Source organism: Sphingomicrobium sp. XHP0239 (assembly GCF_039555325.1).
In the GTDB taxonomy this organism is placed as follows: domain Bacteria; phylum Pseudomonadota; class Alphaproteobacteria; order Sphingomonadales; family Sphingomonadaceae; genus Sphingomicrobium; species Sphingomicrobium maritimum.
In genome coordinates, this window is record NZ_CP154608.1 from 588,469 (window position 1) to 602,542 (window position 14,074).

The window sequence follows — 14,074 nt, forward strand, 5'->3', positions numbered from 1 at the left end:
CATGATGGCGAAGGTCTAGACGCAAGGACTTGCCAAACCGTAACCAAGCCAGCGTGAACGAACAGACGAGCTTCGATACGGTGGTGGTGGGCGCAGGGATCGCGGGGGCGGCGATCGGCGCGCACCTGGCCCGGCGCGGACTTTCCGTCCTGCTGATCGAGGCGGAGGAGCGGCCCGGCTATCATGCAACGGGACGATCGGCGGCGTTCTGGCTCGAAAGCTATGGGGGGGAGGCGGTTGTCCCGCTGAGCGCAGCGAGTCGCGCTTTTCTCGATCAGCCGCCCGCGAACTTCTCCCCCCACGGTTTTCTCAAGCCGCGCGGCGCGATCTACATCGCGCGCGAAGGACGAAGCGCGCCTTTCGCTCATTTGCCCGAAGGGCCGATCTACGAGCCGCTCGACCCGCAGCGGCTCCGCAGCCTCGTTCCGGGGTTGCGTTCCGAATGGTCGCAGGGGCTGGCCGAACCGTCGTGCCGTGAGATCGACGTCGCGGCCTTGCATCAGGCTTATCTTGCCAGCTTCACGCGGGCGGGAGGCGAACTGCGATGCGGGGCGGGGCTCGATCGCGGGGTGTGGGACGAGGGCGGGTGGAGCTTGCGGTTGGCCGACGGGCGGACGGTTCGGGCCGATCGGATCGTCGATGCGGCGGGGGCATGGGCGGACGATGTGGCGGAGCGGTGCGGGGTCGCGGGACTGCGGATCGAGCCCAAGTGCCGGACAATGCTCCAGTTACGTATCGCGCAGATGGAATGTCGGGCATTGCCGCTGGTCAACGACGCCGACGGCCGCTTCTATTTCCGCGGGGCGGGCGACCATAGCGTGTGGCTCAGTCCGCATGACGAATTGGAAAGCGTGCCGTGCGATGCCGCGCCCGAGGAGCTGGCGGTGGCAACCGCGATCGACCGTCTCCAACAGGTCGTCGACTGGCGGATCGAGGCGGTCGAGCGCAAGTGGGCAGGGCTGCGCACCTTCGCCCCCGACCGCGTGCCGGTCATCGGATGGGACGCGCATCAGCCGGGTTTCTTCTGGTATGCGGGGCAGGGGGGGACCGGAATCCAGACCCAGCCAGCGGCGGCGGCGCTGGCGCGAGCAATTTTCCTCGAAGACGAGCCTGCGGGATTGGTCGAGGGCATCGACACCGGCCCCTACGATCCGGCGCGGTTCGAGTAGCTTTCGGCTTCGAGTTCGGCCTCGCGAGTCGCGATTTCGTCGGCGCGCTCGTTCTCGGGATGGCCCGCGTGGCCCTTCACCCATCGCCAGTCGATGTCGTGACGAGCGGCGGCCGCATCGAGACGCTGCCACAGCTCCGCATTCTTCACGGGCTTTTTCGCGGCGGTGCGCCAGCCGTTCTTCTTCCACCCGTGGATCCACTTGGTGATCCCGTCGCGGACATAGGTGCTGTCGGTCGTCAGAACGACGTTGCAGGGCCGTTTCAGCGCCTCGAGCGCGGCGATGGCGGCCATCATCTCCATGCGGTTGTTGGTGCTGTCGGCTTCGGACCCGCACAGTTCCTTCTCGTGCTCGCCCAGGCGCAGGATCGCGCCCCATCCGCCGGGGCCGGGATTGCCCTTGCAGGCGCCGTCCGTGAAAATCTCGACCTTGTCCAAGAGGATCAGGCGACCAGTTCGCGGGGAAGCTTGAACACCATATTCTCTTCGACGTGGGCGACCTCGCGCTCGGTCACGTCGAAGCGGTCGCGAAGACTTTCGATGACTTCGCGGACGAGAATCTCGGGTGCCGAGGCACCGGCGGTGATTCCGACGGATGCGGGCGTTCCGAACCAGTCCCAGTCGATCTCGGCCGCACGGCCGATGAGACGCGCGGGCGTGCCGAGCCGGTCCGAGACCTCGGCCAGCCGACGGCTGTTCGAGGAGTTGGGTGCGCCGATGACGAGCAGCCGATCGACCTGCGGCGCGATCTGCTTGACCGCCGCCTGGCGGTTGGAGGTGGCGTAGCAGATGTCCTCGCCCTTAGGGCCGACGATGTCGGGGAAACGGCGTCGCAGCACCTCGATCACCGCGTCGGTGTCGTCGACCGATAGCGTCGTCTGGGTCAGAAAGCCCAGATTGTCGGGATCGGCGACCTCGACCTTTTCGGCATCCGCTTCGGTTTCCACCAGCGTCATGTGCCCGTCGGGGACCTGGCCGAAGGTGCCGATCACCTCGGGATGGCCTTCGTGTCCGATGAAGAGGATGTGACGACCATGTTCGATCATCCGTTCGGCCTGCCGGTGGACCTTGCTGACCAGCGGGCAGGTGGCGTCGAGATAGTCGAGACCGCGTGCTTCGGCGGCGCGGGGCACCGCCTTGGGGACGCCGTGGGCGGAAAAGACGACGGGCTTTCCGTCGGGAACGCCGTCCAGCGTTTCGACGAACACGGCACCCAGTCCGCGCAGCCGGTCGACGACGAACTTGTTATGCACGATTTCGTGACGGACGTAGACGGGCGGGCCGTATCGTTCGAGCGCGAGTTCGACGATATTGATGGCGCGATCGACGCCAGCACAGAAACCGCGCGGGGCAGCGACCAGGACGTCGAGGGCGGGGGAAGATGCGTTCATGAGGCTTTAAGTAGGCATTCGCTTGGCAAGCGTGAAGGGGGTTCCTAGAAGGCCCCGCAACGATCGACCGACTTTCATAAGGATTTTTCCATGCTCCGTTCGCTGACCCTCGGCCTTGCGATCCTCGGCCTTTCCGCCTGTGCCAACGAGGGCGAGATCGAGGACGGGGGGATCGTCGTGGCACGCGACCTGTGTCCGCAGGTCGCGATCCCCGCAGGAACCGGCTCGGTGACCCTGTTCAGCCAGGCGGGCTCGACGTCGGCCGATGCCATCGACGTGACCGCGACGATCACCAACGTCGATCCCGAATGTTTCGAGGACAGCGCCAGCATCGTCACGACGACCGGCTATTCCGTCTATGCGCAGCGCCGCGAGGCGGGACCGGCCCGCACGGTGCTGCTGCCCGTGTTCAACACCGTGATGCGCGGGGGCGAGGCGATCGTCTCGAAGCGCGTCGGGCAGGTGCGCGTTGATTTCGCCGAGGGTGCGATCCGTGCCGAAACGCGCGGCGAGGCGCGGGTGCGCGTCGACCGCGCCGCCGCGACCCTGCCGAGCGACGTTCGCGCGGAACTGACCCGCCGCCGCCGCTCGGGCGACGTCGATGCGGCGATCGATCCGTTGAGCCGTCCCGAAATCCGCAGCGCCGTCGCCAATGCGACCTTCGAACAGCTGATCGGGTTCCAGCTGACCCCCGAACAGCTGCAGTATAACGCGACCAAGTAGGCATCCCGCCTCAAGCCCGATTGACACGAATCGGCGCGGCTTTCACACCGGACCGGTCTCCGGCATCCTGATGGGTGTCGGGGGGCCAGACGGGAGAGTGCGCGGTTCCACGAGCGATCGGGGAAACGCGACGCCGAAGGAGCAACCGCCCCCGGAATCTCTCAGGCGACCAGAACCGCCTGGCCCTCTTGGACAGCCTGGAAAGAGCGTTGCCCGAATTCGGGGGAGCGCCACCGACGGGGTAAAACTCTCAGGTTCATGCGACAGGCGGGGGTGCGGATCGTAGCGCGGCGGCGAGGGTTTCGCCGCGTCCCGATCGCCCGGAGAGCGCATGCATGAGTGACGAAAAGACGCTTCCCCTCGACGACTGGCATCGCGCGCACGGTGCGCGGATGGTGCCGTTCGCGGGCTATTCGATGCCGATCCAGTACGAGGGCATCATCGCCGAGCATGAATGGACTCGAGAGCATGCGGGGCTGTTCGACGTCAGTCACATGGGGGGACTAAGCTTTCGCGGGGAAGGAGTCGCCGAGGCGCTGGAAGCCCTGATGCCCGGCGACTTCAAGAGCCTGAAGCCCGGCAAGTCGCGTTATTCCGTGCTGCTCGACGAAGACGGGGGCATCATCGACGATCTGATCGTGACGCGGGCGAGCGAGGACACCTTCCTGGCGGTCGTCAACGGAACGGTGAAGGCGGGCGACATCGCGCATTTCGAAAAGCATCTGCCTGGCGGCGTGACGATGACCCATCACGCGGACCAGGCATTGCTGGCGTTGCAGGGGCCCGAGGCGGCGGCGGTCATCGCCGAGACGCTGGGCATCGAAAGCGCCGCGGACCTCGGGTTCATGGAAGCCGGGATCGGCGGCTGGGAGGGAAACCAGCTGTGGATCAGCCGGTCGGGATACACCGGCGAGGACGGCTACGAGATCACGGTCGAGGCGGGCGAGGCGGCGGCGCTGGCCGATGCGTTGGTTGCCGACGAACGAGTGAGGCCCGTGGGTCTGGGCGCGCGCGATTCGCTGCGGCTCGAGGCGGGCTTGCCACTCTACGGACACGATCTCGACACCGAGACGACCCCGGTGATGGCGGACCTGGGGTTCGCGATCTCCAAGCGGCGGCGGGCCGAGGGCGGCTTTCCGGGCGCGGACCGGATCCTCAAGGAACTAGAGGACGGGGCGCTGGTCAAGCGGGTCGGCTTCACCGTCGAGGGACGCCAGCCGGTGCGCGAGGGCGCGCCCTTGCTCGACGACGAAGGCAATGTCGTGGGCAAGGTCACCTCGGGTGGCTTTTCGCCCAGCCTGAAACGGCCCATCGCGATGGGCTATCTCGCCACGCATCTCGCCAAGGACGGCGTCGTCATCAAGGCCGAGCAGCGAGGCAAGCTGTTCGATCTCACGCTCACGCCGATGCCGTTCGTGCCGCATCGCTATCATCGCAAGGGGAAAGCCAAATGAGCCTCTATTACACCAAGGAACACGAGTGGGTCCGCGTCGAGGGCGAGGTCGCGACGGTCGGCATTTCCGCGCACGCCGCCGAGCAATTGGGCGATGTCGTGTTCGCCGAAGTGCCGGAAGCAGGACGCGCGGTATCGAAAGGCGACGAGGCGGCAGTGGTCGAAAGCGTCAAGGCGGCGAGCGACGTCTATGCGCCCGTGTCGGGCGAGGTGACCGAAGGCAACGAGAAGCTCGACGGCGAACCGGCGCTGGTGAATTCCGATCCCGAGGGTGAGGGCTGGTTCTTCAAGATCAAGTTGTCCGACACGAGCGAACTCGATGGGTTGATGGACGAGGCGGCGTACAAGGATTTCGTCGACAGTCTCTGAAGAATTGGGAGCTTCCATGCGCTATCTTCCCCTGACCCCCGCCGACCGGAGCGCGATGCTCGAGGCGATCGGCGTGGACAGTATCGATGACCTGTTCGTCGACGTTCCCGAGGAGGCGCGTCTCGACGGATTGATCCCCGACCTGCCGACGCACGCATCCGAGATGACGGTCGAGCGGCACATGCGACGGCTGTCGAAGAAGAATCTCGCCGCCGCCGATGCGCCCTTCTTTCTGGGGGCGGGGGCCTATCGGCATCACGTGCCGGCGAGCGTCGATCATTTGATCCAGCGTGGGGAGTTCCTGACCGCCTACACGCCTTACCAGCCCGAAATCGCGCAGGGCACGTTGCAGATGCTGTTCGAATTCCAGACGCAGGTGGCACGGCTTTACGGCTGCGCAGTGGCGAACGCATCGATGTACGACGGGTCGACGGCCTGTTGGGAAGCGGTCGCGATGGCGAGCCGCGTCGCGCGGGGCAAGAAGAAGAAGGTCGTGCTGTCGGGCGCGTTGCACCCGCATTATGCCGAGGTCGTCCGCACGATGGCCAAGTTCACCGAGGACGAGATTGCGGGCGCGCCGCCGAGCCTGACCGCCATGCCCGACGACGACGGGCTGATCGCGCGGATCGACGACAATACGAGCTGCGTCGTGGTGCAATATCCCGACATCCTGGGGCGGATCCCCGACATCGCGCGGATCGCGGCAGCGGCGCATGACAAGGGCGCGCTTCTCATCGCGGTGAATACCGAGCCGGTGGCGCTCGGCGCGATCGAGGCGCCCGGCAATCTGGGCGCGGACATCGTCGTCGGCGAGGGACAGTCGATCGGGGTGGGCCTGCAGTTCGGCGGGCCGTATCTGGGGCTGTTCGCGATCCGCGACGAGAAGCATGTCCGCCAGATGCCGGGACGGCTGTGCGGGCAGACAGTCGACGCGGCGGGCAAGCGCGGCTTCGTGCTGACGCTGTCGACGCGGGAGCAGCATATCCGCCGCGAGAAGGCGACCAGCAACATCTGCACCAATTCGGGCCTGTGCGCGCTGGCCTTCAGCGTCCACCTCACGCTGCTGGGCGAGAAGGGTCTGCGGCAGTTGGCGGCGGAGAATCATCGCCTTGCCTGCATCGCTGCGGAGCGTCTGGCGGCGATCCCCGGTGTCAGCATTCTCAACGAGAACTTCTTCAACGAATTTACCGTCAAGGTCGGGCGCGACGCGCGGTCGCTGGTGCGCGATCTGGCGGATCGGGGCGTGCTGGCCGGCGTGTCGCTGGGACGGCTGTATCCCGACAGCGAGGGGCTGGACGATGCGCTGCTGATCGCCGTGACCGAGACGGTCAGCGAGGCGGATATCGATGCCCTGTGCGACGGGTTGAAGGAGGCGCTCGCATGAACAGGCCCAATGCATCCGGATGGCGTCCCGGAACGCCGACCGACGCGATCGACGATCGTCAGGGCGTCGAAACCGTGACGGGAAACCGCGCGCTGATGCTGGAAGAGCCGCTGATCTTCGAGATCGGCGATTCGGAAACGACGGGTGTCGATTTCGCGGCGCCCGCCGCAATGGACCTGGCGGGCGTCGAAGCGGCGCCGAGCGCACCCGAAGGCCAGAGCGCGAGCCGGCTGGGCAAATTCGTCCGGACCGATCCGATCGGCCTTCCGGGGTTGAGCGAACCGAGCGCGGTGCGACACTATACGCGCCTCAGCCGCCAGAATTACGCCATCGACCTCGGGCTGTTCCCGCTCGGGAGCTGCACGATGAAGCATAATCCGCGGCTGAACGAGAAGATCGCACGGATGCCGGGTTTTGCCGACATCCACCCCTTGCAGCCGCAGGATACGGTACGCGGCGCGTTGGAGGTCATCAACGAACTGGCGTTCTGGCTCATCCGGCTGACCGGGATGCATTCGGTGGCGATGAGCCCCAAGGCAGGAGCGCACGGCGAACTGTGCGGCATCCTGTGCATTCGCGCGGCGCTGGAAGCGCGGGGCGATGCGCGCGAGGTGGTGCTGGTGCCGGAGAGCGCGCATGGCACCAATCCCGCGACCGCGGCCTTTGCCGGCTACGACATCGAGAACATTCCCGCCAACGAGGACGGGCGCGTCGACCTCGATGCGCTGAAGGCGCGGCTCAGACCCGACGTGGCGGGGGTGATGATCACCAACCCGTCCACGCTCGGCCTGTTCGAGCGCGACATGAAGGCGATCAGCGATGCCGTCCACGAAGCGGGCGGGTTCGTCTATTGCGACGGCGCCAATTTCAACGCGATCGTCGGCAAGGTTCGCCCGGGCGATCTCGGCGTCGATGCGATGCACATCAACCTGCACAAGACCTTCTCGACCCCGCACGGCGGGGGCGGGCCGGGGTCGGGGCCGGTGGTGCTTTCCGAAGCGCTCAGTCCCTATGCGCCGCTGCCCTATACTTCGCGCACGAAAGACGGGGTCGTGCATCTCGTCGAGGAAGAGGATGCCGAGACGTTCGCGAACGAGCATTTCGGAGGGCCGCTCGACCATTTCGGGCGAATGACCGCCTTTCACGGTCAGATGGGAATGTTCACCCGCGCGCTTGCCTACATCCTCAGTCACGGGGCGGATGGATTGAAGCAGGTCGCCGAGGATGCGGTGCTGAATGCCAATTACGTGCTGCGCGCGATGGAAGACGTCCTCGACGCGCCTTTCGCTGCGGCCGGGCCCTGCATGCACGAAGCCCTGTTTTCCGACAAAGGGTTCGGCGGGGGACTGTCCACGCTCGATCTCGCCAAGGGACTGATCGACGAGGGTTTTCACCCGATGACGATGTATTTCCCGCTGGTCGTCCATGGCGCGATGCTGGTCGAACCGACCGAGACCGAGAGCAAGGCGACGCTCGACCAGTTCATCGCCGCCTTCCGATCGGTGGTCGAGCGGGCCAAGGCAGGGGACGAAGCGCTGACCGGCGCGCCCTATCATGCGCCTCGCCGCCGCCTCGACGAGACGCAGGCCGCGCGCCAGCCGGTCCTGGCCTACAAGGGCGGGGAGGTTCCCGGCAGCCTTGCGGCACGTAGCGAAGTGGGCGGGCAATAGGGTGGACTGGGCCGCGCTTTTCTCGGTCGCCAACACCTATGTCCTGCTGCCGTGGGCGGCGCTCATCCTGCTGCCGCGGGGGCCGGGGCTGCACGCGCTGGTCTTCTATCTCGGGATCGGACTGCTGAGCCTGGCCTATGCGATCTTGCTGGTGCTGCTGTTCGGCGGGTTCGTCGACCCGGTACGTGACGCGGGGCTCGCCGAGCCCGCCATGTTCGATTTCAGCCTGGCGGGGGTCATGGATCTGTTCCGAAGCGAGGGCGGGGTGACGTTGGGATGGATCCACTATCTCGCGTTCGACCTGTTCGTCGGTCAGTGGATCGCCAAGGATGGGGATCACAAGGGTGTTTCGCGGATCGTGCAGGGGCCGATCCTGTTCCTGACGTTGATGGCGGGACCGTTGGGGCTGCTGATCTGGATGGCGGTACGCGAGCGCGCCGCGCGGGCGGTCGCCGGGAACGGCAAGCGCGGGTGAGCGAACCCTATCAGATGGACGATCTGGGCGATGCGGACCGTCGCGAGGCCCCCGCAGTGGCACGCAACGTGGGGCCGATCGGCGATATACTGGCGCAATGGCTTCCGGGCGAAGGGTTCGTGCTCGAGACGTCGAGCGGGACGGGCGAACATGCGCTGGCGTTCGCGCGGCGGTTCCCCGCGCTGACCTGGCAGCCGAGCGATCCCGACGCTGCCGCCTTGCGCTCGATCGCGGCGTGGGGACGGGAGGGGCCGGACAATCTGCGTCCGCCGCTTCTCATCGACGTGCGCGAGAAGGATTGGGGCATCGAACGCGCCGACGCCATCGTGTCGATCAACATGGTGCACATCGCGCCGTGGGAGGCCGCGCTCGGTCTGTTGGACAGGGCGGCGCGGTTGCTTCCGGTTGGCGGTCCGCTGATCCTCTATGGACCCTGGTACGAGGCAGATCGACCGGCGGCGCCCTCGAACGAGGATTTCGACCGATCGCTGAAGGCGCGCGATCCGGACTGGGGGATCCGTGCGGTGGAAAAATTCGATGCAGCGGCGCGGGCGCGGGGACTGGTTCGCCGCGACCGTCGCGAAATGCCCGCCAACAACCTCATGTTGCTCTATATCAAGAGCCGCGCTTAAGCAGTTTTTTACCGGCTTTCTTCTACGACGAGCGTTATGGAGCACAATCGTCGTACCCCCCGCTCGCACCTGTTCATGAAAGCCGTGCTGGAAGTCGGCGGGCGTCAGCTCGACGTGCGCTTGCGCAACCTGTCTTCCGACGGCGCACTGGTCGAGGGAACGGACCTGCCGGTCGAGGGGACCGAGATCCTGTTCCGAAAGGAGAAACTATCGGTGCCGGGGCGGATCGCCTGGACCACCGACGGGCGCGCGGGCGTGAGTTTCGCGCAGGATCTGCAGCCCGAGGTGGTGCTTCGCCATGTCCCGCAGCCGCGCTCGCGGATGGAAGTGTCCTCGCGCCGCCCGGGATTGACCAGTTCGCAGTTGAGCGAGGGCGAGAAACGCTACGTCGACGAATGGTTGCTGCCGCGTAGCTAGGCGCGCGGTCCCAGATTTCTCTCAGAAACTGCTCTAGCCGGCCTTGCGGCTCGGCTGCCGGCATTCCTCGAGCCAGGCGACGAGGTCCCCGAGCGGCAGCAGTCGGTTGAACGTGATCCCCGCGACGTCGTCCTTCTGCCAGCGCACAGACGCGCGGATGGGGGCGAGGCCGGGCAACCCGATGCCGACGTCCTTGTCGCCCGTCGGCAGGAGCGCGTCGGTCCGAAGCTTGATCCCGCCCTGGCTGACGTCGAGCGCGGTGGCGGGCAGCGGGCGGCTGTCGACATAGACCGTCACGGGACAGTCGACCTCGATCCGCGGCATGCGCGGGCGCGTTCCCTTCATCGAGTGCGAAAGCAGATCGAGGATGTCGACCTGTTCGTCGAACTGGACCCCGACATTCTGGCCGCGGATCCAGGTCGCCTTGCCCCGAATCGGCTCGCCGCTCTTGAGTTCGACGGTCAGCGTTTCGCCGATGTCGATCGGGCAATAGGCGCGGATCATCATGCCGCCCGCGCTGATATTCTTGATGAGGCACAGTTCGCGCCGATCGTTGAGGGTGATCGAGCCGACGCGATAGAGGGTCAGATGGCGCTGGTCTCCGCGCCGATCCGCGCGCGCGGGTGATGGCGCCTCGTCGTCAAGCGAATAGAGCGTCGTTTCCATTATGCGGTCGGTCATTCGGGCGCGTCCCTCGTTCGCTGTCGCTGCGTCTTCCCGATTGCTAGACTTCAGAGGATTACCAACTGGTTATGGCCGGTCCGATTTCGCACAGGATCGTGTCGTCATTGCATCCGTTCCGGAGATGGAAGCGAGACGCGCATGGCGAATAGCGGGATCGTAAACGATCTGATAACCAAGTTTGGGCAGAAGGGTCGGCAATCAGATCGCAAGGGGGCAACCGGCCCCCGGTCGTGCGGTCGGCGGTACTGCCCAACGGGGGCGCTTCGGGGGACGCGTGGTCAAGCTTATCATCCAGATACCCTGCTACAACGAGGAGCAGACGTTGCCCTCGGTGCTGACCGGAATTCCCGAGCGGATCGACGGAATCGACGTGATCGAGACACTGGTGATCGACGACGGTTCGAGCGATCGGACGGTCGAGGTCGCGCGCAAGCTGGGCGTCACGCACATCGTCCAGCAGAAGCAGAATCGCGGGCTGGCGCGCGGGTTCCAGCGAGGCATCGACGAGGCGCTTCGATGCGGGGCCGACATCATCGTCAACACTGACGGCGACAACCAGTATGACGGTAGCTCCATCCCCGAGCTGGTTCGGCCGATCCTGGAAGGCTGCGCGGATATCGTGGTCGGCGACCGCGGTGCGGGCGAGCGACAGGATTTCTCGTGGACCAAGCGGTTCCTGCAGAAATTCGGTAGCTGGACGGTGCGGCAGCTCGCGTCGGTCCAGGTGCCCGATGCCGTTTCGGGCTTCCGCGCCTATACGCGCGATGCGGCGATGAACATCAACGTGCTGACCAATTTCAGCTACACCACTGAAACGCTGATCCACGCCAGCCAGCGCGGCTACAAGATCGCGTCGGTTCCGGTGGCCACGAACCCGCAGACGCGGCCGTCGCGACTGTTCAAGTCGATCCCGTCCTTCGTGTCGAAGCAGGCGGTGACGATCGTGCGCAGCTTCGTGATGTACCGCTCGCTGCGGGCCTTCGTGGGGCTGGGGTTGATCATGCTGCTGATCGGCATGATTCCGGTGGTGCGGTTCCTCTATTATTATGCGATCGGGGAGGGCGACGGGAAGGTCCAGTCGCTGATCCTGGGCGGCGTGTTCCTCCTCGCCGGCTATCTGACCACGGTCCTTGCGCTGCTTTCCGACGTGGTCGCGACCAATCGCAAGCTGATCGAACAGGTGCTCGGCCGCGTGCGGAAGATCGAGATGGCGGTCGATGCCGACTCCGAATAGCGCGGAGACGCTGTTCCGCGGCACGGCATTGGCGGGGCTGGCGGTGCTGGCTCTGTTCGTGCTGCTGCCGCCGGGCACCGAGAATCCCTATTTCGGGCACGACCTCTACGATGCCTATTATAGAGCCCTGCTCGAGGGCCGCTGGCAATTGTCGGCCAAGGTGCTGGGCGTGGAAGGGCATTATCTCGCCGATGGGCGGGGGTTCACCTATTACGGTCTGGCCCCGCTCATCCCGCGCTTCCTGCTCGGCTGGCTGCTGCCGACCGACGGCAGCGTGTTTCCCCTGCTGACCATCTTTCTGTTCACCGGGGCGGGATCGATCATGCTGCACCGGATCGTGCACGAGCGCGCGGTCGCGGCAGGCGCGTCGTCGATGCTACTGGTGTTGTTCGCCGGGATGGTGTGGCTGGCGGGGCCGATGCCGATCATCGCGGCCAATCATGCCGTCTATCATGAGCCGATCGCGGTGGGGTTCGCGGCGATCAGCGGGTTTCTCTATGCGGTGCACCGGAAGTCCGTCGGCCGCGGGTCGTTGGGAAGCGTTCTGGTGCTCGGCTCGCTATGTGCGGCCCTGGCACTGCACGCCCGCCCGCACGTCGCCATCGCGATCTGCGCGGGGCTGGCGGTGGTCGGAATCGCGGGAATCGTGCGGCGCGAGCGCTGGCTGGTCGCATCGATCGCGGGGGTCCTGATCATCGGGGCGTCGGCGGCAGGATATCTGGCCGCAAACCATGCCAAATTCGGCGACGCCACCGCCGCGCACGGCGAGTTCGCCGAAGACGCCAAGCTGCGCTACGGCACCGCTTTCCTCAAGTACGAGCACCCTAGATCCGAACGCGCGCGGGGATTCGAGGAACATGGCCGATTCAATGCCAAGCGTATTCCCACCCATTTTCTGGCACATCATGTGTTGATGGCAGACGCGCCGTCGAGCGATCTCGGCATGGGTGCGGTGGCATGGTCCGAACAGTTTCACGGTCACTCCCGCTTCGAGGGACCCCATATGGGGATGCTGTTCCTGTTCGCACCCTGGTACATGGTGGTGCTGCTGGGCCTGCGTCGCGGCAAATGGTCGGTGGAGAACGGGGCGATGGTCGCCGCGACGGGCGTGCTGTTCCTGCTGATGCTGTCCTACCCGACGATCACCTTCCGCTACCGGGTCGAGCTTTTCATGTTTCCCTTCGTCCTGGCGTGCCTGTCCATTCCGCGGTTCGTGACAAGGACCATGAGCGCGAAGTCCGACGTCGTGCGACGACTGCCATTGTTCGTCCTGGCGCTGGGGGCGTTCATGACCCTCTTCGCGAGCAATTGGTCGCGCCAGCTTTTCCCGGAAGCGGGACTTTTTCACCGAATGGACGATGCCGAATGTCTCGAGCGGCTCGGCATGGCGGGCGTGACCGCGACGCAGGCCGAGGCGAGTTGCAATCCATGAGCAGCGGCCCGCGGCGGAGCGCATGCGCGCGCTGATGGGGCACCCGGCCGCACGCTGGGCGGGCGGTCTGCTCAGTCTTGCGGCGCTGATCTGGCTGGCGATCGAGGCGCGGGCCCGCTGGCAGGCAGTGGACGGGTCAGCACTGACGACCGAGGTCTGGACGACTGCGGCGGCGGGCGCGGTGGCGATCGGGGCTGCCTACATCCTGCAGGCGCTCAACTGGCGCGATCTTGTCCGTTCTTTCGTCCGGGATCCCGAACTTCGCGGTACACCGCTGGTGCGCTCCTCGATGGTGACACAGGTGGCCAAATATCTTCCTGGGAACGTCGCGCATCTGGCAGGCCGACATATGCAGGCGACGTCCCTTGGCGTGCCGCACGGCGCATTGGGAAAAGCCTTGGGAAGCGAGATCGCGATCCTTCTGGGCGGCGCGCTTCTGGTCGTTCTTGCTGCCGTGGGCTTCCTTCCGACGGCGTTCGTCATCGAAGGTGTGTCGCTTCGTCCGCTCGCGCTCGCTGCGCTCGGCGGCGTCGTGCTGGTCTGTCTGTTTATCGGATGGCGGGGAGGGCAGGTGCTGCTGCTGCTCCTGGCGCGTGCGGTGGGATGGATGACGGTATTTGCGGCGGCCTTCTGGTTGCTGCTCGATGCAATTTACCCGGTCTCAATCGGCAGCGCGTTGGCGGCAGCGGCGATCGGGTGGGCGGTCGGCTTTGCCACGCCGGGGTCGCCGGGTGGGATCGGGACGCGCGAGGGCGCGATGACGCTGATGCTGTCGCCGAGCGTGCCGCTGGAGGCGCTGCTCCCGGCGCTGGCGCTGTTCCGGCTGGTCACCGTGGGTGCCGACCTTGTCTGTTTCGCGATCGGACGGGCGATGGGGAAAGACGACTGAGGGTCTGTGCGGAGCGGATCGGACAAAGTCACTCAAGGCTCGACCCCTGACGCACGGGCAATCGTTCCGAAGTCTGCTTCTCCTCCTCCAAATTTTCCAGTCCGTAGCGTGTTGACGGACCTATGCGGCTCGGTGACTGTTGAGGCTTCAGCA

The 14,074-nt window shown here is 65.9% G+C and carries 15 protein-coding genes and 2 riboswitches; of the genes, 12 read left to right on the plus strand and 3 right to left on the minus strand.

The features are described 5' to 3' along the window. Positions 1 to 53: 53 nt before the first annotated feature. A complete protein-coding gene (locus WJT74_RS02985) occupies positions 54 to 1,169 on the plus strand; it encodes an NAD(P)/FAD-dependent oxidoreductase (protein WP_343346689.1) in 1,116 nt (371 codons plus the stop codon). Here WJT74_RS02985 and rnhA read toward each other — a convergent pair. Both rnhA and ispH read right to left on the minus strand, forming a co-directional pair. Then, a complete protein-coding gene (gene rnhA, locus WJT74_RS02990) occupies positions 1,145 to 1,606 on the minus strand; it encodes a ribonuclease HI (RefSeq protein WP_432215230.1) in 462 nt (153 codons plus the stop codon). The two genes, WJT74_RS02985 and rnhA, sit on opposite strands and share 25 nt — an antisense overlap. 5 nt (positions 1,607 to 1,611) lie before the next feature. Then, positions 1,612 to 2,559 (minus strand): 4-hydroxy-3-methylbut-2-enyl diphosphate reductase, encoded by a 948-nt coding sequence (ispH, locus tag WJT74_RS02995; protein ID WP_343346692.1) that lies wholly within the window; start codon positions 2,557 to 2,559, stop codon positions 1,612 to 1,614. 90 nt (positions 2,560 to 2,649) lie between these two features. Between ispH and WJT74_RS03000 the strand changes: the two genes are divergently transcribed. From WJT74_RS03000 to WJT74_RS03035, 8 genes are all read left to right on the plus strand, one after another. Further along, the gene (locus tag WJT74_RS03000) at positions 2,650 to 3,282 is read left to right on the plus strand and encodes a hypothetical protein (protein ID WP_343346695.1); all 633 of its coding nucleotides are present in this window, start codon (positions 2,650 to 2,652) and stop codon (positions 3,280 to 3,282) included. 80 nt (positions 3,283 to 3,362) lie between these two features. After that, positions 3,363 to 3,470, plus strand: a riboswitch (glycine riboswitch). Then, a riboswitch (glycine riboswitch) is annotated at positions 3,471 to 3,558 on the plus strand. A 59-nt stretch (positions 3,559 to 3,617) separates the two neighbouring features. After that, positions 3,618 to 4,736 carry a glycine cleavage system aminomethyltransferase GcvT gene (gcvT, locus tag WJT74_RS03005; protein ID WP_343346698.1) on the plus strand — a complete coding sequence of 373 codons (1,119 nt, stop codon included), beginning with the start codon at positions 3,618 to 3,620 and terminating at the stop codon, positions 4,734 to 4,736. Beyond that, on the plus strand, positions 4,733 to 5,104 hold the full coding sequence (gene gcvH, locus WJT74_RS03010; RefSeq protein ID WP_343346700.1) for a glycine cleavage system protein GcvH: 372 nt from the start codon (positions 4,733 to 4,735) through the stop codon (positions 5,102 to 5,104). The genes gcvT and gcvH overlap by 4 nt, the downstream gene beginning before the upstream one ends. A 16-nt stretch (positions 5,105 to 5,120) precedes the next feature. Next, positions 5,121 to 6,488, plus strand: coding sequence for an aminomethyl-transferring glycine dehydrogenase subunit GcvPA (gcvPA, locus tag WJT74_RS03015; RefSeq protein WP_343346703.1), 1,368 nt, complete (start codon positions 5,121 to 5,123; stop codon positions 6,486 to 6,488). Then, on the plus strand, positions 6,485 to 8,158 hold the full coding sequence (gene gcvPB / locus WJT74_RS03020; protein WP_343346705.1) for an aminomethyl-transferring glycine dehydrogenase subunit GcvPB: 1,674 nt from the start codon (positions 6,485 to 6,487) through the stop codon (positions 8,156 to 8,158). The genes gcvPA and gcvPB overlap by 4 nt, the downstream gene beginning before the upstream one ends. A 1-nt stretch (position 8,159) precedes the next feature. Next, positions 8,160 to 8,633 carry an ABA4-like family protein gene (locus WJT74_RS03025; RefSeq protein ID WP_343346708.1) on the plus strand — a complete coding sequence of 158 codons (474 nt, stop codon included), beginning with the start codon at positions 8,160 to 8,162 and terminating at the stop codon, positions 8,631 to 8,633. Further along, the gene (locus WJT74_RS03030; protein ID WP_343346710.1) at positions 8,630 to 9,265 is read left to right on the plus strand and encodes a DUF938 domain-containing protein; all 636 of its coding nucleotides are present in this window, start codon (positions 8,630 to 8,632) and stop codon (positions 9,263 to 9,265) included. Before WJT74_RS03025 ends, WJT74_RS03030 begins: the two co-directional genes overlap by 4 nt. Positions 9,266 to 9,301: 36 nt before the next feature. Next, positions 9,302 to 9,682 (plus strand): PilZ domain-containing protein, encoded by a 381-nt coding sequence (locus tag WJT74_RS03035; protein WP_343346712.1) that lies wholly within the window; start codon positions 9,302 to 9,304, stop codon positions 9,680 to 9,682. Between the two features lie 33 nt (positions 9,683 to 9,715). On the opposite strand, the gene WJT74_RS03040 is transcribed toward WJT74_RS03035, so the two are convergent. After that, entirely contained in the window at positions 9,716 to 10,363 is a 648-nt protein-coding gene (locus WJT74_RS03040; protein WP_343346714.1) for a PilZ domain-containing protein, read from the minus strand. Between the two features lie 277 nt (positions 10,364 to 10,640). On the opposite strand from WJT74_RS03040, the gene WJT74_RS03045 reads away from it, so the two are divergent. Genes WJT74_RS03045 through WJT74_RS03055 form a run of 3 tightly spaced genes read left to right on the plus strand, consistent with a single transcriptional unit; the run spans position 10,641 to position 13,921 of the window. Continuing rightward, positions 10,641 to 11,600, plus strand: coding sequence for a glycosyltransferase family 2 protein (locus WJT74_RS03045; protein ID WP_343346717.1), 960 nt, complete (start codon positions 10,641 to 10,643; stop codon positions 11,598 to 11,600). After that, a complete protein-coding gene (locus WJT74_RS03050) occupies positions 11,584 to 13,032 on the plus strand; it encodes a hypothetical protein (protein WP_343346719.1) in 1,449 nt (482 codons plus the stop codon). Before WJT74_RS03045 ends, WJT74_RS03050 begins: the two co-directional genes overlap by 17 nt. Positions 13,033 to 13,054: 22 nt before the next feature. Further along, positions 13,055 to 13,921, plus strand: coding sequence for a hypothetical protein (locus WJT74_RS03055; RefSeq protein WP_343346721.1), 867 nt, complete (start codon positions 13,055 to 13,057; stop codon positions 13,919 to 13,921). The last annotated feature ends 153 nt before the right edge of the window (positions 13,922 to 14,074 follow it).

Excerpts from the sequence above, each read along its gene's own strand:
- ispH (WP_343346692.1), bottom strand. The coding sequence starts at position 2,559 with ATGAACGCATCTTCCCCCGCCCTCGACGTCCTGGTCGCTGCCCCGCGC.
- WJT74_RS03000 (WP_343346695.1), top strand. The coding sequence starts at position 2,650 with ATGCTCCGTTCGCTGACCCTCGGCCTTGCGATCCTCGGCCTTTCCGCC.
- gcvT (WP_343346698.1), top strand. The coding sequence starts at position 3,618 with ATGAGTGACGAAAAGACGCTTCCCCTCGACGACTGGCATCGCGCGCAC.
- gcvH (WP_343346700.1), top strand. The coding sequence starts at position 4,733 with ATGAGCCTCTATTACACCAAGGAACACGAGTGGGTCCGCGTCGAGGGC.
- gcvPA (WP_343346703.1), top strand. The coding sequence starts at position 5,121 with ATGCGCTATCTTCCCCTGACCCCCGCCGACCGGAGCGCGATGCTCGAG.
- gcvPB (WP_343346705.1), top strand. The coding sequence starts at position 6,485 with ATGAACAGGCCCAATGCATCCGGATGGCGTCCCGGAACGCCGACCGAC.
- WJT74_RS03035 (WP_343346712.1), top strand. The coding sequence starts at position 9,302 with ATGGAGCACAATCGTCGTACCCCCCGCTCGCACCTGTTCATGAAAGCC.
- WJT74_RS03040 (WP_343346714.1), bottom strand. The coding sequence starts at position 10,363 with ATGACCGACCGCATAATGGAAACGACGCTCTATTCGCTTGACGACGAG.
- WJT74_RS03050 (WP_343346719.1), top strand. The coding sequence starts at position 11,584 with ATGCCGACTCCGAATAGCGCGGAGACGCTGTTCCGCGGCACGGCATTG.
- WJT74_RS03055 (WP_343346721.1), top strand. The coding sequence starts at position 13,055 with ATGCGCGCGCTGATGGGGCACCCGGCCGCACGCTGGGCGGGCGGTCTG.